Raw genomic sequence first — 21068 nt, forward strand, 5'->3', positions numbered from 1 at the left:
GTGGACATTCCCTGGGTCTTCTATCTCGTGCGTTTCATCGACATCGCGCTCGCCCTGGTCGTCGCCGGACTGGCCGTGTGGGCTTTCGTGGACTGCCTGACCAAGGCGCCGGTGCAGTTCCAGCGCGCCTTCAAGCGGACCAAGGGCTTCTGGCTCGCGCTCACGGGGGGCTCCCTCGCGTTCACGGTCTTCACGCTGCTGCTCCTGCGGCCCAGCCTGTTCATCCTGCTCATCGCGGGCACGGCCGTGGGCGTCTACCTCGCCGACGTCCGCCCGGCCGTGGGCCTGGAGTCCAAGGGCCCCAGCAACTGGTGACCGGCGGCCGCGCGGCCCCTGTCCCGCGACACGGGGCGCCCGTGACGCCGGCTTGTCCCGGGCCGCCGCCCGGATGGAAGAATGGCCCCATGGCTACCGAATCAGCACCGCACAAGCTCGTCCTGCTCCGGCACGGACAGTCCGACTGGAACGAGAAGAACCTGTTCACCGGGTGGGTGGACGTGGACCTGACCGAGAAGGGGCGGGAGGAAGCCGTCCGCGGCGGTGAGCTGCTCGTCGAGAAGGGGATCGCCCCGGACGTCCTGCACACCTCGCTCCTGCGCCGGGCGATCACCACCGCCCACCTCGCGCTGGACCGGGCGGACCGGCACTGGATCCCCGTGAAGCGCTCGTGGCGGCTCAACGAGCGCCACTACGGCGCGCTGCAGGGCAAGGACAAGACCCAGATTCGCGACGAGTACGGCGACGAGCAGTTCATGACCTGGCGCCGCTCCTACGACGTCCCGCCGCCCGAGCTGGACGACTCCGACCGGTACTCCCAGGCCGGGGACCCCCGCTACGCGGACGTGGCGGACGCGCCCCGCACCGAGTGCCTCAAGGACGTCCTCGACCGCTTCATGCCGTACTGGGAGCAGGAGATCGTCCCCGACCTGCAGGCCGGGCGGACGGTCATCGTCGCCGCGCACGGCAACTCCCTGCGCGCCCTGGTGAAGCACCTCGACGGCATCTCCGACGAGGACATCGCGGCCCTGAACATCCCCACGGGCATCCCGCTCTACTACGAGCTCGACGAGGACCTGCGCCCGCTCGTGGCCGGCGGCGAGTACCTCGACCCCGAGGCCGCCGCGAGCTCGATCCAGGCGGTCGCCAACCAGGGGAAGAAGTAGTCCCGGCAGGCTCCTGCGGCACGAGGAAGGGCCGGGTCCACCGTAGCGGTGGACCCGGCCCTTCCTCGTGCCGGGGCGGCTCAGCCGGCGCCCGGGCGGGGGCTCACTCGCCCCCGTCGCGGCCCACGTGGCCGTGACCGGTCGGGCGGTCGGAGGTCGCCGGGACCCAGTCGCCGGTCACCAGGTAGGAGACCTTGCGGGTCACCGAGACCCCGTGGTCCCCGATGCGCTCGAGGTAGCGGGAGCACAGGGTGACGTCCACGGCGGTGGGCACCGACGAGTCCCAGCTCGGCGCGGCGAGCGCGTCGAAGACGGACTGGTGCAGCTTGTTGACCTCGCCCTTGAGCGAGTAGATGTCGTCGGCGAGGGAGAGGTCGCGGGTCTGGAGCACCTGGATGACCCGGTCCAGGATCTGGAGGTCGAGGTCGAACATCTGCGTGAACGTCTCCACGAGCGGCTCGGGGATGACCGGCTGGGGGTAGCGGATGCGCACGGCCTGGGCCAGGTGCCGGGCGAGGTCGCCGGCACGCTCCAGGGAGGCGCTCATCCGCAGCGCGCCCACGATCATCCGCAGGTCCGAGGCCACGGGGCTCTGCAGCGCGAGGATGTCGATCGAGCGCTCGTCGAGGTCGTTCTGCAGGAAGTCGATCCGGGCGTCGTTGGAGATGACCTCCTCGGCGAGCTGGATGTCCGCGTCGAGGAGCGCGTCCTTGGCCCGGGCGAGGGCCTCGCGGACCAGGGTCGCGATCTGGATGAGCTCCTCACCGACCTGGTGGAGTTCTGCCTGGAAAACCTTGCGCACGGATGCGTCCTTTCGAGATGCGGCGGCGTCCGCGGCTGCCGCGGCCGGGGTGCGGCGCGGAGCGGGACGGATGACGTGGGGGCCGGGTGCGAGCACACCCGCCGCCACCGTCACAGCCAGGAGTGAACTTTCGCTCATCTTAGGATGAACGTTCGTTGAACCTGTAGCCCGTGACGTCCGGTGCGGGGTCCCCGCGCCCCCGAGTGCCTAAGCTGGTTCCGTGAGTCCAACTGCCATCGCCGTCGCCGCGGGTCTGCTCGGCTTCGCCCTCGGGGTGAGCGGTCTGATCGCCCTCCGGGTGAGCGGGCGCGGCCGCCGCGCCCGCGCCGACGTCCAGGAGCCCACGCTGCCGGACGGCACCGCGGACGTGCTCGCGGTCATCGGCCGGGCCTACGTGGTGGTGGACGGGGTCGACGGCGTGGTGCGCGCCTCCCCGGCCGCCTACGCCTTCGGACTGGTCCGCGGGCACACCGTGGTGCACGAGCAGATGCTCGAGATGATCCGCAGGGCCCGGCGCAGCGGTGTGATCGAGGAGCGGCGGGTCGAGCTGACCCGCGGACCGTTCCAGACGGGCGCGGTGGTGCTCGACGTCCGGGTGGCCCCCATCGCGGAGGAGTACATCCTGCTGCTCGCCGACGACCAGACGGAGATCGTCCGGGCGCAGTCGATCCGCAACGACTTCGTCGCCAACGTCTCGCACGAGCTCAAGACCCCCGTGGGGGCCATCGGGCTGCTCGCCGAGGCGATCGAGGACGCGGCCGAGGACGAGGAGGCTGTGCGCCGCTTCGCCCAGCGCCTGCACAAGGAGTCCGCCCGGCTGACCGCCCTCGTCCAGGACATCATCGAGCTCTCCCGCCTGCAGGGCGCGGACGTGGTCACCGAGGGCCGGCCCGTGGACCTCAACCAGGTGATCGCCGACGCCGTGGACCGCAACCGGTTCCCGGCCGAGAACAAGGGCATCGACATCGCGGTGGGCGGGCGCGTCACCCGGCCCGTCTTCGGCGACCCCGACCTGCTCGTCACCGCGCTGCGCAACCTCATCGACAACGCCGTGCACTACTCCCCGGAGGGCACCCGCGTGGGCGTCGGCGTCCGGGAGCGGGACGGGATGGCCCAGATCTCGGTGACCGACCAGGGTCCGGGCATCCCGGAGGACGAGCAGGACCGGATCTTCGAGCGCTTCTACCGCGTGGACGCGGCCCGGTCCCGCCGAACGGGCGGGACCGGGCTGGGCCTGAGCATCGTCAAGCACGTCATGTCGCAGCACGGCGGCGAGGCCACGCTGTGGTCGCAGCCGGGCCGCGGCTCCACGTTCACCCTCAGCATCCCCCAGATCGAGGGCGCCGACGACGCCGGGGGGACCGGGCAGCCGGCTCCCGGCGCGTCCGCCCGACCGGTGCCGCAGCAGGCACCACCCCGCCCAGGAGCATCGACCCCACGGCCCGCCGCCCCCGCGGCGCGCGCCGGGAGCACGGAGGACCGACAGTGACCCGCATCCTGATCGTCGAGGACGAGGAGTCCCTCAGCGACCCGCTCTCCTACCTGCTCGGGAAGGAGGGGTTCGAGGTGGAGGTCGTCGACAACGGCGTGGACGCCGTGGCGGAGTTCGACCGGTCCGGGGCAGACCTGATGCTGCTGGACCTCATGCTCCCGGGTCTGTCCGGCACCGAGGTGTGCCGGCAGGTGCGGCAGCGCTCCTCCGTGCCGATCATCATGCTCACGGCCAAGGACGCCGAGATCGACAAGGTGGTGGGGCTCGAGCTCGGCGCCGACGACTACGTCACCAAGCCGTACTCGTCCCGGGAGCTCGTGGCCCGGATCCGCGCGGTCCTGCGCCGGCAGGGGGAGCCCGAGGAGCTCGTCTCGGCGACCGTGCAGGCCGGTCCCGTGCGGATGGACATCGAGCGGCACGTGGTCAGCGTCCACGGCGAGCGGGTGGCCATGCCGCTCAAGGAGTTCGAGCTGCTGGAGATGCTGCTGCGCAACGCCGGGCGCGTGCTGACCCGCGGACAGCTCATCGACCGGGTCTGGGGCTCGGACTACGTGGGCGACACCAAGACCCTCGACGTCCACGTCAAGCGGCTGCGCGCCAAGATCGAGCCCGACCCCTCCGCCCCGCGGCACCTGGTGACGGTGCGCGGCCTGGGCTACAAGTTCGAGGGCTGAGCCGGCGGCGCCGGAGACGGAGGACCCCGGACACGGAAGGGCCCGGAACCCCGCGGGGTTCCGGGCCCTTCGCCCGAGCGCGCGTGCCGGTGGGAGCCGTCAGTGGCCGCTCTCCTGTCCCACCATCTCCTCGACGGGCACGGGCGTGTTGGAGGGGTTCGCCGGGGTGGTCGGCGCGCCGCCGGGGACGAACTCGGCGTAGCGGGGGAATGTGTGGTCCAGGACCGGGACCTGCTCGGTGAGGGACTCGCCGCCGGCGGTGAACTCCGTCTCCACCATGAGCCCGGGGTCGGCGCCGGCACGGTCCACGGTCACGACCGGATCGTCCTGGTCGAGGTCCACGGAGCCGCCGGCCGGGATCTGCACCTCGGCGGTGGCGCCGTCGACGTCCATCGTCAGCGTGACGTCCTCGTCGCCGCGGTTGCTGAGGGTGCCCAGCACGCGGCCCTCCTCCTCGGCGCCGGTGGCCACGATCAGCACGTTGGCCAGCTTGACGTCGCCCACCTGCTCCACGATGCCGTCCGCGGCCGAGTACACCATGGTCGTGGCCGGCGGGTTGATGTAGGCGCATCCGGCGGTGGTCAGCAGGGCGGCCGCGGCGGCGGCACTCAGGCCTGCGCGGCGCAGCTTCTGGCGGGCGGCGATCTTCACGGCGCGTACTCCTCGGGAGCTCAGGACGATGTCCCGTTCAGCTTATCCGTTTGCCGACGGATCGTCCGCATCGCCGGGCCCCCGGCGCCCCGCCCGTCCCGGATCGGCGAATCCTACACCGTGTTAGAATGGAAGTTCTGAAAGGGGTATTTCCATATGGTTTTTGAGGTTGGCGAGACGGTTGTCTACCCGCACCACGGCGCGGCGACCATCGAGGAGATCAAGACCCGCACCGTCAAGGGCGAAGAGAAGATGTATCTCAAGCTCAAGGTGACCCAGGGGGATCTGGTGATCGAGGTACCCGCGGAGAACGTCGACCTGGTGGGCGTGCGTGACGTCGTCGACGAGGACGGGCTCAAGAAGGTCATCTCGGTCCTGCAGGCGAAGGACACCGAGGAGGCCAGCAACTGGTCCCGGCGCTACAAGGCCAACCTCGAGAAGCTCGCCTCGGGCGACGTGCTTAAGGTCGCGGAGGTCGTGCGCGACCTCTGGCGCCGCGACCGCGACCGCGGGCTCTCGGCGGGGGAGAAGCGGATGCTGACGAAGGCCCGCCAGATCCTCACCTCCGAGCTGGCGCTCGCCAAGAAGATCGACGAGGAAGAGGCCGAGAAGCGCCTCGACGACATCCTGGCGTCCTGACCGGCCCGTGACCGGCAACGGACCCACGGTCCACGACGGCGAACCCGCCCTCCCTAGAGGGCGGGTTCGCCGCTTCCGTGGGCACAGCCGTGTTGGCGTCCATGATTCTCGGGGTCGTGCGCAGTTGATCGTGCTAGGGTGCACGTCGGTCTGTGCACGAGCCGTTGTAGCTCGCCGCCGGGCCGCGACGTACTTCCCGCTGCTGCAGTGCGACATCTGCAGCACGCCGAGCAGAATCGAGGTCCCGGCCTGAGCGGAACTCTGGCGATCGTGCCGTGCTCCTCGGTCTTCACCCGTCTGCGCCCGGGAGCGCACCCCTTCACCAGCTCCGCCCTCAATGGGCGGAGCATCTTCGCGCACACCCTCGCCACTCTGGCCGAATGCCCGTCCGTCACGGACGTCGTCGTCCTCACGGACGACCGGAGTCGCGCAGAGATCGACGAGTGCCTCACCGGTCAGCCGGCCGGGACACGGGTGCACCTGTTGCCGACCGCCCGGCCCGGGGCAGAGATCGTGTCCTTGCTGGCCGAGTGCGGAGAACTGGCCGCCGAGTACGGCCACCGCAACGTGGTGATCCACCGGATCACCCACGCTCTCGCGAGCGCTCGGCTCATCGGGTCGGTGGCGGCGGCGCTGGAGTCGGGCCACGATGTCGTGGTTCCCGCCATCCCCGTGGTGGACAGCATCAAGGTCGTTCGTGACGACGGATCAGGGCTGATCTCCAACGCCGTGGACCGTGACCGGGTGCGAGTCCTGCAAAGCCCCTGGGGGTTCTCCGCCGAGGCGCTCGGCCACGTCGAGGACCTGCCACCCGTCCGCACCGACGATCCGCGGAACGGGGAGACCTCGGTGCGCAAGGCGTTCATCACGCTGGCCTACGGCGTCGCGGAGCGCATGGGCTGCGAGGTGAAGGTCCTTCCCGGGGAGATGCAGGCGATCCCCATGACGTCGCTGGTGGACATGATCCGCGCGGAGATCTTCCACGAGGGCAGCGCGGCCTTCCGGAAGCTCTGAGGGCTACGACTCCAGCAGTCCCTCGCCGAGTTCGGCGTCCACGACGAGGACGTCGACCAGATCGCCGCGTAGAGCGCCGTGCACCGCGCGCACCTTCTGGGCGCCCTCGGCCACGGCCACGACGGTGGGAATGGACCTCAGGGACTCCAGATCGATGCCGATGACCCGGCCATCCGCCGGAGAGCTGACCAGACGACCCTCCGCGTCGAAGAACCGGGTGCAGGCGTCCCCCACGACGGGTGAGTTCTCGAAGATCTCCGCCTCCGCGTCGGTGAACTCCATCGCCTCGACGATCGCCGCGGTGGAACCGTGGTGGACGCTGCCGATGCCGATGATGGCGATGTCCGCGTTCCGCGCGTCGTCCAGGACCTGGCTGATCGCCGGTTCGCCGAGCATCGCGTCCCGCGCCTGCACCGATCGCACTACCGCCGGCGCCAGCAGGGGGCGGTAGTGCGCGCCCAGTTTCGCCGACAGCCCGCGGACGACGGCGTTCGGGTTCTGGCTCACGTCCAAGGTGGAGAACCCGCCCACCAGGGGGAGGACCTCGAGGTCGGGATGCGGGGACCGGCCCTGGAAGTGCGTCACGAGCGACTGCACGGACCGCCCCCAGGACAGGGCGATCCGGGACGAGTCCCCGAGATTGTCCTCCAACCAGGCGGCGCCGACCGAGCCGACGGCGTCCAGCGGCGTCCGGTGGACGCCGTCCACCGCCACGAGGCAGGCCTTCAGCCCGAACTTGGCCTGGAGCGAGCTCTCCAGCTCGTGGCCCCGCACCGCCGGCTCGTGGATCCGGATCTCCACGATCCCGGCCTCGCGCGCGGCCGTGAGGATGCGCGAGACGTTGGACCTGCTGACCCCCAGCTCCCGGGCGATGTCGCTCTGGGGCCGGTTCTCCAGGTAGTACATGCGCGCGGCACGAGCCAGCATGGCAGATTCACGGGGTGCCGGCATGGGATGCTCCATCGGGGCGCCGTGAGCGGGGGCCGCTGTCCGGGGGAAGTGGTCGGCCGTGTCCTGCACCCATCACCGCCCGAGCCTCCATGCACGCAGTGTACAACGGGGGTGCTGCGGTACCGGGGGCGGCCTGCCCGGCCGGCGTCAGCCGACGGGCTCCCCGGCCGGTCCGGCCGGAGCGAACATCCCGATGCCGCTGACCGGCCGGCCCATCCAGCTGCGGCACGTCCACGGGTGTTCGCCCCCTGCTGTCTCGTCGAGGACCACCACTCCGGTGTTGTCGAGCGGGCGCTGCTCCAGGGCGCCGGCGTCGAGGTTGTCGGTCCTCCGGGCGGTCCAGCAGCGGATGGCCGTCCCATGGGCGACGACCGCGACCGCCGACAAGCCGTCCTGCCGACCGGTCCGCACGGCTTCGTCGATGACCTCGTCGAAGCGGGCGAAGAACTCGTGGCCGGTCTCCCCGCCCGGCATCCGACGCCCCAGGTCCCCGTGTGCCCACGACAGCACGACGTCGTAGTAGAGGTCGATGTGCTCCGGGTTCCCCGACAGCTCCCAGTCCGGGGCCTGGATCTCGTGGAGCCCGTGCCGCTGCACCGGAACCAGGCCGTACGCCTCGGCCAGCGGCTCGGCCGTGTGGTGGGTGCGGACCATGCTCGAGATCCACAGTGCCCCGATGTCCTCGCCCGACAGGGCGTCGGGCAGGGCCGCCGCTTGGCGCGCGCCCAGGGGGGTCAGCGGGGGACCGGGAATGCGGGTGTCGATGAGTTCGTCGACGTTGGGCTGGGTCTGACCGTGCCGGATGAGGAGGAGTCGCATGGCCTCCATTCTACGCAACGTGATCGAGCAAGCAACAAATGTGATCGAACGATCAGCCGGAGGTATCGTGGGTGCATGACGACAACGGAACGACGTGCGGAGATCCTGCGGCTCCTCGAGGACGTCGAGAGCGTGAGTGTGACCGAGCTGGTGGACGAGCTGGGGGCCTCGGAGGCGACGGTGCGCCGCGACCTGGTGCAACTCGACAGGGAGGGCGTCCTGCGGCGCACGCACGGCGGCGCTCGCCGTCTGTCCCTGCGCGGTGTCACGACGCCCTTCGCCGCTCGGACCTCCGTCGCGCCCGAGGCCAAGGGGCGGATCGCCGCCGCGGCCACTGCGATGCTCGCCCCCCACGAGAGCGTCGTTCTCGACGGGGGCACCACGTGTCTGGAGGTCGCCCGTCGGCTGCGGGAGCCGAGTCTGCGCGTGGTGCCGCTGTCCCTGCGTGCCGCGACCGTCCTGGGGGACTCGGGGATTCACCTCACCCTGTGCGGCGGGGACATCCGCCCCGACGAGCTGTCCTTCACCGGGGCGAACGCGGTGAGCGGCATCGGCAGGCTGCGCCTGGACACGGCGATCATCTCCTGCTGCGGGTTCTCGTTCACGGAGGGCGTGACCTCCTACGACGCCGAGGACGCGGCGATCAAGGCTGCTGCCGTCCGGCACTCCAGCCGGGTGATCCTGCTCTGCGACGAGACCAAGTGGGGCAAGACGGCCTTCGGCTGGCTCGCGGACGCGGCGGAGCTCAGCACCATCGTCACCGACCACGTCCTCACCCCTGACGAGCGGACCGCTGCTGCCGAGGCGGGGGTCGAGGTCGTTACGGTCTAGGGGGCGCGGCACGGTCCGCGTCGGTCATGACGGCCTGCCGGCGGGCGCGCCCGAGCTCCTGTCGGCTCCGGTTCAGCCTCGGCGTGGGACCGCCGGCAGCGTGTCGGCGACGGGAGACCTCCTCCGTGGCAGCTGCTCAGCAGCCGCCCGCCGTCGACAAGCGGTTGCCCCCGGCCGCTTCTCGGCGGATGCACCGCCCTCCGCAGCGCTGGGATCCTCCGTGATCCGGTCGCCTCCGCGCAACGCCCCCGATGGCAGGGGTCCGGTGCTGGTGGTCAACAGCTCTCTTCCCGCGCGACGACGGGATGCTCGTCCGTCGATTGCCCGGGTCGTGCACCTGCATGCCTCGTGTGATCGGCCGGCCTGGAAGTCCCGATGGTTCGCCGGGCACCATCTGGGCGGTGAGAGCGCCGCCGGAACACGAGCGCACCGAGCGTTCCTCGACCATCGAGGCGGCCCCGCTCGGCGCGGCCCCGGGCGTCCTTGCTCCGGGCGGGGCCAGGACCGGTCGTGGTCGTGGTCCGGGCGGGAGTGCAGTCCGGAGTCGTTGCCGGTGAACGCGGTGGCCTCCTCCCTGGTGGGCGGCATCGGGGCTATCACCCACACCGCCGCCTCGTGCGCCGCGGCCGCGATCGCGGTCAGCTCCTCCTGATGCCGAGTCCTGGTCTCGGGCTCCGGAACCAGCTTGGGGGCCGGGTCGGGATTCACCGTCCCGGAGCGGCCCTCGACGTGGACGAGCGCCTCCTCCGGGACCTGGTCCTCCCCGGTGGTGGCCAGGACGACAGGATGCTCCAGGGCACACCCCGACGCCGTGCGACGGGGCCGTCCTGGTCGTGCAGTCATCGGAGTTCATGAGCTTCGAGCACCGTTCTGGTCGGCGGCGTGCAGTGCCGAGGCGCGCATCGCCGCGGCAAATCGGCACCGGCAGGTGACGAAAAGCCATGAATCGCACCGATGTGCAGACCTGCGTCGCCTCTGAAGGAGGCTTCGGTGCCTCCGGAGCTGCGCGAAAGGTCGGCTGATCGTCAAGCCCCTGCCGTAATGACACGACCCACCTCTTGTCAGCGTTGCCGGCGTGGTGTTAGATGGGTCACACTCACATATGAGATTAACCATAATCACTTATGTGCACCATCGCATTCGGTGAGCGTTGCGACGCTTCCCGTCAACCGGCCGGAAGGCCACGAGCAGAGGAGTCGCCGTGAACACACAGCTCCTGGCTACAACCACAGAACCCATCGCTCCACCACCCGGTCAGGACAACCCCGTGCTGGGGGCCCTGGACTGGGCCGCCACGAACTTCATCGGGCTCTTCAACGAGGCTGGGGGGACGTTCATGAGCCTGGTCACCGGGATCCTCCCCACCCTGCTGGTGCTGCTGACCACGATGTACGCGATCACCACCTGGGTGGGGGAGGACCGCATGGACCGGGCGATCCAGCGCTCCGGCAAGTACGCCATCACGCGGTACACGTTGATGCCGATCCTGGCTGTGATCATCCTGACCAACCCGATGTGCTACTCCTTCGGCAAGTTCCTCCCGGAACGGCAGAAGCCGGCCTTCTACGACTCGGCCGTCTCCTTCGTGCACCCGGTCACCTCGTTCTTCCCTCACGCGAACGCGGGAGAGCTCTTCGTGTGGACGGGGGTCGCGGCCGGTGTCCTCGAGGTGAGTGAAGCCTCCTACGCCCGCCTGGCGCTGCTGTACTTCTCGGTCGGCATCGTCGTGATCTTCATCCGCGGCATGGTCACCGAGTGGATCACCCGCATGATGATCCGGCGCACCGGCAGGTCCGAGCTCTTCGACGAGTTCGACCGCCACTTCGCCGCCAGCACTCCCGCCGTCACTTCCGCCACCAAGGGGGCCTAGGCATGAGCGAGCAGACCAACGCTGGCCAGCACAGCGACGAGAGCACCCAGTACAGGTCCGTGACCGTCAACCGCGGCGGCGCCGGATGGGGCAAGGGCCTGCACCTGACGCCCACCCCGGAGAAGAACATCGTGCTGTCCGTGACCGGTGGGGGCATCCACCCGGTGGCCGCGCGGATCGCCGAGCTGACCGGGGCCGAGGCCGTGGACGGCTTCACGACCACGGTCCCGGACGAGACGGTGCTCGCCGCGGTGATCAACTGCGGTGGAACGGCGCGGATCGGTGTGTATCCGCGCAAGAAGATCGCCACGGTCGACGTCTTCCCGGGGGAACCCTCGGGACCCCTGGCGCAGTTCATCACCGAGGACCTGTTCGTGTCCGCCGTCGGCGTGCAGCAGGTCCAGCCGGCGGAGGGCGAGCAGGCGGCCACCACGGTACCGCCGGCCGACGCGGGACAGCCCACCGCGGCGTCGACCACCTTCGCCCGGCCTCCCGCCAAGGAACGGCTGGCGCAGACCGCCGAGGCCATGGGCGGTGGCAGCAAGATCGGGGGGGCATTCTCCCGCTTCGTCGTGAGCTTCGGCTCCGCCATCGGCTACTTCATCAACACGCTGCTCTCGGCAGGTCGCCAGGCCGTGACGCTGACGATCCAGACGATCCTGCCGTTCATGGTCTACGTCAGTCTCCTGATCGGCATCGTGACCTACACGGGAGTCTCCGAATGGATCGCCCAGGGCGTGCAACCGCTGGCCAGCAATCCGCTGGGGCTGATCCTGCTGGGGTTCATCACGGCGATCCCGCTGCTCTCCCCCATCCTCGGCCCGGGTGCGGCCATCGCGCAGGTGGTGGGTGTGCTCATGGGGACCCAGATCGCCCAGGGCGCACTGCCTGTGCAGTACGCGCTGCCCACCCTGTTCGCCATCAACGGCCAGGTGGGATGCGACTTCGTCCCGGTCGGGCTCTCCCTCGGGGAGGCCAAGCCGGAGACCGTGGCGGTCGGCACCCCGGCCGTGCTCTTCTCCCGCATGATCACCTCCCCGCTGGCGGTGCTCATCGCCTGGGGCGCCAGCTTCCTGCTCGTCTGAGAGAGGTGCACCACCGATGAACCAGATTCGATCCGTCACCAACGTCACCAACGTCGAGAGGAACGAGATGACCACGCAGTCCAGCGACGTCGTCTACGAGAGCGAAGTCAGCACCGTGGGCGAGGACGCCGCGTCGATGGTGGAGGGTGGCGTGCTGATCTTCTTCGCGGACCCCTGCCCCGCCGCACTGGCCGAGGTGAGCGTCGTGCACAGGCCCACGGGCCCTGCCACCCGCGCCCCCGAGCCCGGGGACGTCGTGCAACTCGGCGACAAGGGAGTCCGCATCACCAAGGTGGGCGACCTGGCCGGCACGAACCTGCAGGAACTGGGACACGTGGTCGTGTACCTGGATCCGGCGGAGAACGTGAAGCTGCTGCCGGGCGCCATCCACGCCCACGGCACCCTGGATCTGCCGGCTCCGGGGATGCGCTTCACCATCCATACCGGATCCGCCGAGTAGCCGGGGGACGTCGTGAACACCGAATTCGCCCTGTTGTTCGGGGTGGCCCTGGTCCTCGGGGCCGGAGGAACACTGTTGCAGCACCGGGCCTACGGCCGCGCGGTCGCCCGGCTGGCGGAGACCTACCGCGGCCAGGCCGCGAAGCTGGTGTCCGGGCGGTACAAGGGAAAGCTGCGGGGGGCGGTCGTGCTCCTGGTCGTCGACGAGACGACCCGCCAGGTGCTGGCCGCCGAGAAGATGACCGGCATGTCGGTCCTGGCCCGCTTCCGGGCCGCCCCGGAACTGCTCGGTCCCGTCGGCGATGCCGATCAGCGCGCCGCCCGGCCGCAGCTGGGCCTGGCCGTCCAAGACGCGCAGCAGCAGTTCGCCGCGCTGATGCAGCGCCAGAAGAAGTCCCCTGCCGCGGCGCAGGCGGCCGCCCGGAAGACAGCCCACCCGATCGCCACCCCTCAACGGTGAAGAACCTCAGCTAAGGAGTCCCCCATGGGATACAGCAAGAAGCTCATTGCGCGACAGGCCCGGACGGGCCGTCCCGTACGCGTCGGCCTCGTCGGAGCAGGACAGATGGGATCCGGCTTCATCGCCCAGATCAGCCGCCAGCCAGGAATGGACATCACGGCCGTGGCCGACATCGCCGCCGACCGAGCCGTCACTGCCCTGGCCAACGCCGGCGTCACGGACGTGCAGCAGAGCGAGGACATCACCGAACTCGTCGCCGCTGTGGAAGCAGGCGGCCACGTGGTCGTCACCGACGCCGTGGCACTGACCCGGCTCCCGGTCGACATCGTGATCGAGTGCTCCGGGGTTCCGGAGGTCGCCGCAAAGGTCGCCCTCGCGTCCATCCTCGCCGGCAAGGACGTGGCACTGATGACCGTCGAGGCCGACGTGACGGTCGGACTCCTGCTCGCCCGCTTGGCCGAGCGCAGCGGCGTCGTGTACACCGTGTGCCGCGGCGACGAGCCCGTCGAGTGCCTCAAGCTGATGGAGTTCGTCGAGGACATCGGGCTGGACATCGTCTGCGTCGGCAAGGGCAAGAACAACCCGCTGCGCCCCACCGACACCCCGGAGGACCTGGCCGCCGAGGCGGAGGCGAAGGGCATGAACCCCCGGATGCTCTGCTCCTTCGTGGACGGCACCAAGACCATGATCGAGATGGCCGACCTGGCCAACGCCGCGAACCTGGAGCTCTCGCAGCGCGGAATGATCGGCCCGGAGACCACCGTCGCCGCTCTGCCGGACGTCTTCAAGCCCCAGGCCGACGGCGGCATCCTCGACCGGTCCGGTGTCATCGACTACGCCACGGGGCCCGTGGCGCCCGGCGTGTTCGTCATCGGCAAGTCGACGGACCCGGTCGTGAGCGAGGAGCTGCGCTATCTCAAACTCGGTGAGGGCCCGTACTTCTCCTTCTACCGCCCGTACCACCTGGCCAGCATCGAGGCCGTGCTCTCCATCGGGGAGGCCGTCCTCGAGCGCCAGTCCTCCCTGGCACCGGTCGCCTGGAATGCCGAGGTGACCGCGGTCGCCAAGCGGGACCTGTTGGTCGGCGAGAAGATCGACGGCATCGGCGGGTTCACGGTCCACGGTGTGGCCGTACCGGCGCAGGAGGCCGCCGCCGGTCGGGAGCTGCCGATCGGGCTGGCCTCCGCGGCGACCCTGGTCCGCGACGTCCCCGCCGGCGTGGCGGTCACCTACGACGACGTCGAGCTGGACGAGACCCGCACCATCGTCGTCCTGCGCAAGCTCCAGGACCTCCTGCTCAAGGACGGCAATCTGTCCGCCTTCGACCTCATCGTGCGGAACACGGCCCAGAAGGAGAACGCGCTCCGATGAACAAGCTCGCTGCAGACCAGGACAAAGCCCACGAGATCCTCACCACCATGTGGCGCATCCGCCGTTTCGAGGAAGCGGTCGACGACCTCTTCGGACGCGGGCTGATGCACGGCACGATGCACCTGTCGATCGGTCAGGAGGCCGTCCCGACCGGGGCGTGCCTCGCCCTGACGCGGGAGGACTACATCACCTCCACCCACCGCGGCCACGGGCACTGCATCGCCAAGGGCGCCAGCATCGAGCGGATGATGGCGGAGCTGCTGGCCAAGGAGACCGGCTACTGCAAGGGCCGGGGCGGCTCCATGCACATCGCCGACCCCGAGACAGGCAACCTCGGCGCCAACGGGATCGTGGCCGGAGGCATTCCCATCGCCACCGGTGCAGGACTGGCAGCCCAGATGAAGGGCACGGACCAGGTCGCCGTCTGCTTCCACGGGGACGGGGCGATGGGCGAGGGCGCCTGGCACGAAGGCGTCGTCCTCGCCACCATGTGGCAGCTGCCCGTGGTCTTCATCTGCGAGAACAACAAGTACGGGATGTCCATGAGCTCGGAGCAGGCCTTCCGGCTCGAGAAGCTCTCCGACCGCGCCCTGGGCTACGGCATCCCCGGGGTGACCGTGGACGGCAACGACGTCCAAGCCGTCCACGACGCGGTGCGGACCGCCGTGGCACGGGCGCGTGCCGGGGAGGGACCGACGTTCATCGAGACCCTGACCTACCGCTGGAAAGGCCACTCCAAGAGCGACAAGAACCTCTACCGCACCCGCGAGGAGATCGAGCAGTGGCAGGGCAGGGATCCCATCCTCGCCTTCGAGAAAGAGGTCGTCGAGCACGGCACCCTGGACGAGGGCCGGCTCGAGGAGATCCGCACCGCGGTGCGCGACGAGCTCCGCGCCGCCGTCCGGACCGGCAACGCCGCCCCGGAACCCTCCGTCGACGACCTTCTGTCCGCTGTCTACGCGAAGTGAGTGAGCGATCATGACTGACACCCTGACCGACGTGCAGACACGCACGATGACTTACTCCGAGGCCATCCGCGAAGCCCTGCTCCTGGCCATGGAGGCCGACGACCGGGTCTTCATGATGGGCGAGGACGTCGGGACCTACGGTGGAGCCTTCGGAGTCACCGGCGACCTGATTCACAAGGTGGGTCCCGCACGCCTGCGGGACACCACGATCAGCGAACTCGGGATCGTCGGCGCCGGGGTGGGTGCCGCCCTGGCTGGCATGAAGCCCATCGTGGAGATCCAGTTCTCCGACTTCACCGCCCAGGCCATGGACCAGATCGTCAACCAGGCCGCCAAGATCCACTTCATGCTGGGTGGGTCCGTCAACGTCCCCATGGTCATCCGAGCCCCGGGCGGTTCCGGCACTGGCGCCGCGGCGCAGCACTCCCAGAGCCTGGAGGCGTGGTTCGCCCACGTCCCAGGACTCAAGGTGGTCATGCCCTCCAACCCCCGGGACGCGAAGGGCCTGTTGCTGGCCGCGCTCGAGGACCCGAACCCGGTGATGATCCTCGAGCACAAGCTGCTCTATCGGACCTCCGGGCCGGTGCCCGAGGGGGCCTACCACACCCCCCTCGGTGTGGCCGAGGTCGTCCGGGAGGGCAAGGACCTGACCATCGTCGCCACCGGCATCGAAGTCAGCCGCTCTCTCGAGGCCGCAGCCCTCCTGGCCGAGCGAGGCATCGAAGCGACCGTGGTGGACCCGAGGACCCTGACGCCCCTGGACACGGAGACCATCTTCGCCTCGGCGAAGCAGACCGGGCGGGTGCTCCTGGTGCAGGAAGCCGTGAAGACCGGCGGCTTCATCAGTGAGATCTCGGCGCTGATCGCCGAGTCCGACGTCTTCGGTCACCTTCGGGCGCCGATCAAGCGCCTCGCCGGGCTGGACATCCCCATTCCGTACGCCCCGAAGCTGGAGAAGGCCGCGGTGCCGCAGGTCGACGACATCGTGGTTGCCGCCACCCAACTGGTTCAGGAGTGGTGAGATGGCCCGGAAGCCGGTCACGATGCCGAAGATGTCCATGACCATGGAGGAAGGCACGGTGGCGCAGTGGTTCAAGCAGCCCGGGGACACCGTCACGGCCGGGGAGCCGATCTGCGAGGTGGAGACCGACAAGGTCGAGATGGAGGTGGAGGCCCCGTTCAGCGGGGTGCTGGAGGAGATCGTGGCCCAGCCCGAGGACGTGGTCCCGGTGGGTGAACCCCTGTGCTACGTGAGCACCGAGGCCGAGGACCTGCTGGGGGACCTCTTCGACGCCCCGGCGGCGCCGGCCGCAGTCGAGCCGGGGGGCGGTCCTGTGACTGGGCCGCCCGTGCCGTCGGCGGCCGAGGCCCAGGGCGGGGTCTCGGTGCCGGTGGCCGTCGAGTCCCAGGACGCGGTCCTGACGCCCGCCCCTGCCGCCGTGTCCTCCACCGCGGGCTCCGGGACCCTCCGGGAGGTCGGAGGACAACCGGCCTGGCCGGTGGCGGTGCCGGCGGCCCGAAGGCTCGCAGCCGAGTCCCGCGTGGACCTGGCGTCCGTGCGGCCCACGGGGCCGTGGAACACTGTGCGCGTGCAGGACGTGGAGGCCGTCGTCGGAGGCCGGTCGCGAGCTGCGGCCCCGGCCGCGGCGCCGCCCCGGCAGCCCGCCGCCACGACCATGCAGGCCACGACGACGGCGTCCGCCCCGTCGACCACGCTGTCCCCGAGCGCGAAGGCACCGCGGGCGGACGAGGTGTCCAAGGCGGAGATCCGCCGCCGCCGGTTGCGCAAGCAGACGGCGAAGGTGATGTCGGCCTCCGCCCTGGTCCCGCAGTTCACCGTCTACGCGGACCTGGACCTCACTCACCTGGAGAAGGTCCGCAAGACCGTGCTCAAGGGCGCGGGGTGGACCGCGATCCTGCTCAAGGCCCAGGCCGTCGCCCTGCGCACCCACCACTCCCTCAACGCCTACTGGACGGAGGAGGGACTGGCTCCCAACGCGGACGTGGGCATCGCCCTGGCGGTGGACACGGACAACGGGCTCCTGGCTCCCGTGCTGAAGAACCCGGACATCGTGCCTCTGCTGGAGCTCGACCGGCAGATCCGTGGGGCGGCTGCCGACGCACGGAGGGGATCGCTCAAGCTGGAGCAGCTGAGCGGAGGAACAGCCGTGCTGTCGAACCTGGGGGGCTGGAACATCAGCTCCTTCAACGCGCTGCTCACGCCCCCGCACTCCACGGCCCTGTCCCTGGGCTCGATCGAACGCAGGATCGTCGTGGGCGCGGACGGAACGTTCGGAGCACGCCTGCTGTGCACCGTGGGGCTGACCTCCGACCACAGGAGTGCCGACGGAGCGGACGCGGCCCGGTTCATCGGCACGCTGCGGGACGTCATCGCCGACCCCACCCGGTTGGGCGCCGTCGAGTAGGCCCGGTGAGCCGGGCGGCGTCGGGCGCACGCCCGATCGGTCGGGTGCCCGGCCGGTCGGGCGCCGTCGGGCAGGCGCCCGGCCGTCGAGTGGTTGCCGGGATGCCGCCGCGACTAAGATCGAGGCATGAAGCCCCCAGCAGGCCAGGCCTCGACCGACCGACCGACGGCAGCCGGGATCGTGCTGGCAGCAGGTTCGGGCACCCGCTTCGGCGGGTCCGTGAACAAGGCCTTTTTGCCTCTGGCGGGCCAGAGCCTGATCTCCTGGTCGCTCAACGTCATGGCCACCATCAGCGACATCTCACCGCTCGTCCTGGTCATCAGGCCGGAGGACCACCGGCGTGCCGAGGAAGTGCTCGACAAGGAGGTGACAGCGGATGTCGAGATCGTCTACGGGGACGCGACCCGTCAGGGGTCCGAACTGCGTGCTTTCCGGCACCTGGTGCCGCGCATCGACGCGGGACTGGTGGACTCGATCCTCATCCACGACTCCGCCCGGCCCCTGCTCTCCGAGGAGCTGTGCGCCGCGGTGCTGCACGCGACTCGCGAGTACGGGGCCGCCATCCCGGCACTCTACGGTCCCGACCTGTCCGTGACCGGTGACGACGGTGCCACGTCCGTGGAGCTGCACCGCGACCATCTCGTCCGCGCGCAGACTCCGCAGGGCTTCGCGGCCCGGCCTCTGGTGGACGCCTACGAGGCGGCGGCCCGAGACGGACTGGACGCCACGGACACGGCCGGGTGCGTCGCCTGTTACACGGACCTGTCCATCCGCTGGATCTCCGGGGAGGACCAGAACTTCAAGATCACCTACGCCCACGATCTCGTCGTGGCCCAGCAACTGCTTGCCGCTCTCGACCACCAGGTGCACTGAGCGGGGGACGCGGCGTCCTCGAGAATTGAAGGTAGCGATGGAACGGATCCAGCACGCATCGTTAGTCTGCGCCTCGTGCCTCAAGGAGTGCGACCACGAGGTCACCTACGCCGGCCGGCTCGTGGCGGCCTTCAAGTGCAGCAACTGCGGGACACAGGTGAACATCCAGGTCGCGGACGACTACTTCCCGGACGTCGGCCGGCGTCTTGCGAGCAAGCCGCGGCGCATGATGCGCCGGTTCCGCAAGCACCCCCTGGGCTACACGCTGAGCCTGCCCCGGGCCGTGGCGACCAAGCCGCGGGAGGTGCTGGGAGAGGTGCGACTCGCCATCGCCTCCCGGCAGCCGACCGAGCACGAAGGGGACTCCTCCGCTCCGGTCGACCGGAGCATCGAGAGCCCCGCGCCCCCGGGCTGTGAGCAGTAGCCGGGCATCCCCGCACGGTTCTCCGCCGAGTCCGGACGCCCGGCCCGCGATGCCCGCGGTCATGGAGGGGCGCAGCCGGAAGATGGCACACTGAGGCGGTGATCACCATCCTGCCCCGCACCGGCATCGCCGTGGACGTCCACGCCTTCGGGCCCGAGGGCACCCCGCTGTGGGTCGCGGGGCTCGAGTGGCCGGGGGAGCGCGGCCTCGCGGGGCACTCGGACGGGGACGTCGTGGCCCACGCCGCGGCCGACGCCCTGTTCTCGGCCTCGGGCACGGGGGACCTGGGCGCCAACTTCGGCGTGGACCGCCCCGAGCTGAAGGGCGCGTCCGGGACGCTCATCCTCACCGAGGCGGCCCGGATCGTGCGGGCGGCCGGCTTCGAGATCGGCAACGTGGCCGTGCAGCTGATCGGGAACCGGCCGCGGTTCGCACCGCGGCGCGCCGAGGCCGAGGCGGTCCTCACCGCCGCGGCCGGCGCGCCCGTCACGGTCAGCGCCACGACCTCCGACGGCCTCGGGCTCACGGGCCGCGGCGAGGGCCTCGCGGCCGTGGCCACCGCGCTGGTCGTCCCCGCGGACGCGCGGGGAGCCTGACCGGCGCGCGACCGCCCGCCCTTATGATGGGCCGTGTGACTCTGCGCTTCTACGACACCGCCACCGCGACCGTGCGGGACTTCACGCCCGCCCACCCCGGTGAGGCGCGTCTGTACTACTGCGGCGCCACCGTCCAGGGAATGCCGCACATCGGCCACGTCCGCTCGGCCCTGGTCTTCGACCAGCTCGCCCGGTGGCTGGCCCACCGCGGCTACCGGGTCACCACCGTGCGCAACGTCACCGACATCGACGACAAGATCCTCGCGAACTCGGCCGCGTCCTTCGCCCCCGACTACGACGGCGACCATCCCCGCGAGCCCTGGTGGGCGCTCGCCTACCGCTTCGAGCAGGCGTTCAACGCCGCCTACGACGCCATCGGCGTCGACCGGCCCACCTACGAGCCGCGCGCCACCGGCCACGTCCCCGAGATGCACGCGCTGATCCGCGCCCTGGTCGACGCCGGGCACGCCTACCCGGCGCCGGACGGCTCCGGGGACGTCTACTTCGACGTCCGCTCCTGGGCGCGCTACGGCGAGCTCACCCACCAGTCGGTCGACGACATGCAGGACGCCCCCGACGCCGACCCCCGCGGCAAGCGGGACCCCCGCGACTTCGCCCTGTGGAAGGGGCACAAGACGGGCGAGCCCGAGACCGCCCGCTGGGACTCGCCCTGGGGCGCCGGCCGGCCCGGCTGGCACCTCGAGTGCTCCGCGATGGCCGCGAAGTACCTGGGCGAGCACTTCGACATCCACGGCGGCGGCCTGGACCTGCGCTTCCCCCACCACGAGAACGAGCTCGCCCAGTCGACGGCGGCCGGGCAGCGGTTCGCGACCCTCTGGCTGCACAACGGACTGGTCACCTACGCCGGCGAGAAGATGTCCAAGTCGATCGGCAACACCGTCTCCCCGGCGGACATGCTCGCCGAGGCCCGGCCGCTGGCCGTGCGCTACTACCTCGGCCAGGCCCACTACCGGTCCGTGCTGGACTACCGCCCCACCTCCCTCGTCGAGGCCACGGCCGCGGTCGAGCGGGTGGAGTCCTTCCTGCGCGCCGCCCGGGACGCCGGCGCCGACCTCGAGGGGGCGGCCGGGGACGTGCCGCAGGCCTTCGGGGACGCCATGGACGACGACCTCAACGTCCCCCAGGCCCTCGCCGTCCTGCACGAGACCGTCCGCGCCGGCAACTCCGCGCTCGCCGACGGCCTGGACGCCGCCGCACCCGCCCGCGCGGTGCGCGCCATGACCGACGTCCTCGGTCTGACCGGGCTCATGGACCTCGGGGACGCCGCAGGGAACGCGGCTGAGCACACGGCCCTCGACGCCCTCGTGCGCTCGCTGCTGGCCCAGCGCGACCAGGCCCGCGCCGCCAAGGACTGGGTCCGGGCCGACGCCATCCGGGACGAGCTCGCCGCGGCCGGCGTCGCGGTGCGCGACGCCGCCGGCGGCTCCACCTGGTCCGTGGCCTGACCGGCCCGCCCCACCACCCACGACCGAACAGAGG

The 21068-nt window shown here is 70.6% G+C and carries 23 protein-coding genes; 19 read left to right on the forward strand and 4 right to left on the reverse strand.

All coding sequences use genetic code 11. From position 1 onward, the window contains the following. Both ACYVM4_RS01615 and ACYVM4_RS01620 read left to right on the forward strand, forming a co-directional pair. The gene (locus tag ACYVM4_RS01615) at nt 1–315 is read left to right on the forward strand and encodes a DUF2516 family protein (protein ID WP_368820815.1); all 315 of its coding nucleotides are present in this window, start codon (nt 1–3) and stop codon (nt 313–315) included. A gap of 89 nt (nt 316–404) precedes the next feature. Further along, nucleotides 405–1163 (forward strand): phosphoglyceromutase, encoded by a 759-nt coding sequence (locus tag ACYVM4_RS01620; protein WP_368820814.1) that lies wholly within the window; start codon nt 405–407, stop codon nt 1161–1163. A gap of 103 nt (nt 1164–1266) precedes the next feature. Here ACYVM4_RS01620 and phoU read toward each other — a convergent pair whose 3' ends face one another. Beyond that, complete coding sequence (gene phoU / locus ACYVM4_RS01625) at nt 1267–1965, reverse strand: phosphate signaling complex protein PhoU (protein WP_368820813.1); 699 nt, start codon at nt 1963–1965, stop codon at nt 1267–1269. Nucleotides 1966–2185: 220 nt separating this feature from the next. Here phoU and ACYVM4_RS01630 point away from each other — a divergent pair, with 220 nt between their 5' ends. Beyond that, nucleotides 2186–3454 carry a sensor histidine kinase gene (locus tag ACYVM4_RS01630; protein ID WP_460667437.1) on the forward strand — a complete coding sequence of 423 codons (1269 nt, stop codon included), beginning with the start codon at nt 2186–2188 and terminating at the stop codon, nt 3452–3454. Then, the gene (locus tag ACYVM4_RS01635) at nt 3451–4131 is read left to right on the forward strand and encodes a response regulator transcription factor (RefSeq protein WP_035926161.1); all 681 of its coding nucleotides are present in this window, start codon (nt 3451–3453) and stop codon (nt 4129–4131) included. Before ACYVM4_RS01630 ends, ACYVM4_RS01635 begins: the two co-directional genes overlap by 4 nt. 99 nt (nt 4132–4230) lie before the next feature. Here ACYVM4_RS01635 and ACYVM4_RS01640 read toward each other — a convergent pair whose 3' ends face one another. Then, complete coding sequence (locus ACYVM4_RS01640) at nt 4231–4782, reverse strand: hypothetical protein (RefSeq protein ID WP_368820811.1); 552 nt, start codon at nt 4780–4782, stop codon at nt 4231–4233. A 156-nt stretch (nt 4783–4938) separates the two neighbouring features. On the opposite strand from ACYVM4_RS01640, the gene ACYVM4_RS01645 reads away from it, so the two are divergent. Both ACYVM4_RS01645 and ACYVM4_RS01650 read left to right on the forward strand, forming a co-directional pair. Then, nucleotides 4939–5421 carry a CarD family transcriptional regulator gene (locus ACYVM4_RS01645; protein WP_017831963.1) on the forward strand — a complete coding sequence of 161 codons (483 nt, stop codon included), beginning with the start codon at nt 4939–4941 and terminating at the stop codon, nt 5419–5421. Between the two features lie 207 nt (nt 5422–5628). Further along, a complete protein-coding gene (locus tag ACYVM4_RS01650; RefSeq protein WP_460667438.1) occupies nt 5629–6435 on the forward strand; it encodes an IspD/TarI family cytidylyltransferase in 807 nt (268 codons plus the stop codon). 3 nt (nt 6436–6438) lie between these two features. Here ACYVM4_RS01650 and ACYVM4_RS01655 read toward each other — a convergent pair whose 3' ends face one another. Further along, nucleotides 6439–7362: a sugar-binding transcriptional regulator gene (locus ACYVM4_RS01655; RefSeq protein ID WP_460667439.1), complete on the reverse strand. Its 924-nt coding sequence runs from the start codon at nt 7360–7362 to the stop codon at nt 6439–6441. 171 nt (nt 7363–7533) lie between these two features. After that, nucleotides 7534–8205, reverse strand: a complete 672-nt coding sequence (locus ACYVM4_RS01660; protein ID WP_460667440.1) for a histidine phosphatase family protein — start codon at nt 8203–8205, stop codon at nt 7534–7536. 75 nt (nt 8206–8280) lie between these two features. Here ACYVM4_RS01660 and ACYVM4_RS01665 point away from each other — a divergent pair, with 75 nt between their 5' ends. The 13 genes from ACYVM4_RS01665 to cysS all read left to right on the forward strand — a co-directional run bounded on the left by ACYVM4_RS01665 (nt 8281) and on the right by cysS (nt 21034). Further along, a complete protein-coding gene (locus ACYVM4_RS01665) occupies nt 8281–9036 on the forward strand; it encodes a DeoR/GlpR family DNA-binding transcription regulator (RefSeq protein ID WP_368820807.1) in 756 nt (251 codons plus the stop codon). Nucleotides 9037–10237: 1201 nt separating this feature from the next. Next, complete coding sequence (gene srlA / locus ACYVM4_RS01670; RefSeq protein ID WP_460667441.1) at nt 10238–10906, forward strand: PTS glucitol/sorbitol transporter subunit IIC; 669 nt, start codon at nt 10238–10240, stop codon at nt 10904–10906. 2 nt (nt 10907–10908) lie between these two features. After that, the gene (gene srlE / locus ACYVM4_RS01675) at nt 10909–11991 is read left to right on the forward strand and encodes a PTS glucitol/sorbitol transporter subunit IIB (RefSeq protein ID WP_460667442.1); all 1083 of its coding nucleotides are present in this window, start codon (nt 10909–10911) and stop codon (nt 11989–11991) included. A 16-nt stretch (nt 11992–12007) separates the two neighbouring features. Further along, a complete protein-coding gene (locus ACYVM4_RS01680; protein WP_368820804.1) occupies nt 12008–12451 on the forward strand; it encodes a PTS glucitol/sorbitol transporter subunit IIA in 444 nt (147 codons plus the stop codon). Between the two features lie 12 nt (nt 12452–12463). Further along, nucleotides 12464–12910 (forward strand): transcriptional regulator GutM, encoded by a 447-nt coding sequence (locus ACYVM4_RS01685; protein ID WP_460667443.1) that lies wholly within the window; start codon nt 12464–12466, stop codon nt 12908–12910. Between the two features lie 24 nt (nt 12911–12934). After that, complete coding sequence (locus tag ACYVM4_RS01690; protein WP_368820802.1) at nt 12935–14281, forward strand: NAD(P)H-dependent oxidoreductase; 1347 nt, start codon at nt 12935–12937, stop codon at nt 14279–14281. After that, entirely contained in the window at nt 14278–15249 is a 972-nt protein-coding gene (locus tag ACYVM4_RS01695; protein WP_368820801.1) for a thiamine pyrophosphate-dependent dehydrogenase E1 component subunit alpha, read from the forward strand. The genes ACYVM4_RS01690 and ACYVM4_RS01695 overlap by 4 nt, the downstream gene beginning before the upstream one ends. A 10-nt stretch (nt 15250–15259) precedes the next feature. Next, the gene (locus ACYVM4_RS01700) at nt 15260–16270 is read left to right on the forward strand and encodes an alpha-ketoacid dehydrogenase subunit beta (RefSeq protein ID WP_460667444.1); all 1011 of its coding nucleotides are present in this window, start codon (nt 15260–15262) and stop codon (nt 16268–16270) included. 1 nt (nt 16271) lies between these two features. Continuing rightward, nucleotides 16272–17675 carry a dihydrolipoamide acetyltransferase family protein gene (locus ACYVM4_RS01705; protein WP_460667445.1) on the forward strand — a complete coding sequence of 468 codons (1404 nt, stop codon included), beginning with the start codon at nt 16272–16274 and terminating at the stop codon, nt 17673–17675. Between the two features lie 126 nt (nt 17676–17801). Next, on the forward strand, nt 17802–18548 hold the full coding sequence (locus tag ACYVM4_RS01710; protein ID WP_368820799.1) for an IspD/TarI family cytidylyltransferase: 747 nt from the start codon (nt 17802–17804) through the stop codon (nt 18546–18548). A 37-nt stretch (nt 18549–18585) separates the two neighbouring features. Then, nucleotides 18586–18972 (forward strand): hypothetical protein, encoded by a 387-nt coding sequence (locus ACYVM4_RS01715; RefSeq protein ID WP_460667446.1) that lies wholly within the window; start codon nt 18586–18588, stop codon nt 18970–18972. 101 nt (nt 18973–19073) lie between these two features. Further along, the gene (ispF, locus tag ACYVM4_RS01720) at nt 19074–19568 is read left to right on the forward strand and encodes a 2-C-methyl-D-erythritol 2,4-cyclodiphosphate synthase (RefSeq protein WP_460667453.1); all 495 of its coding nucleotides are present in this window, start codon (nt 19074–19076) and stop codon (nt 19566–19568) included. A 35-nt stretch (nt 19569–19603) separates the two neighbouring features. After that, on the forward strand, nt 19604–21034 hold the full coding sequence (cysS, locus tag ACYVM4_RS01725) for a cysteine--tRNA ligase (RefSeq protein WP_460667447.1): 1431 nt from the start codon (nt 19604–19606) through the stop codon (nt 21032–21034). Nucleotides 21035–21068 lie beyond the last annotated feature (34 nt).

Source organism: Kocuria himachalensis (assembly GCF_054784195.1).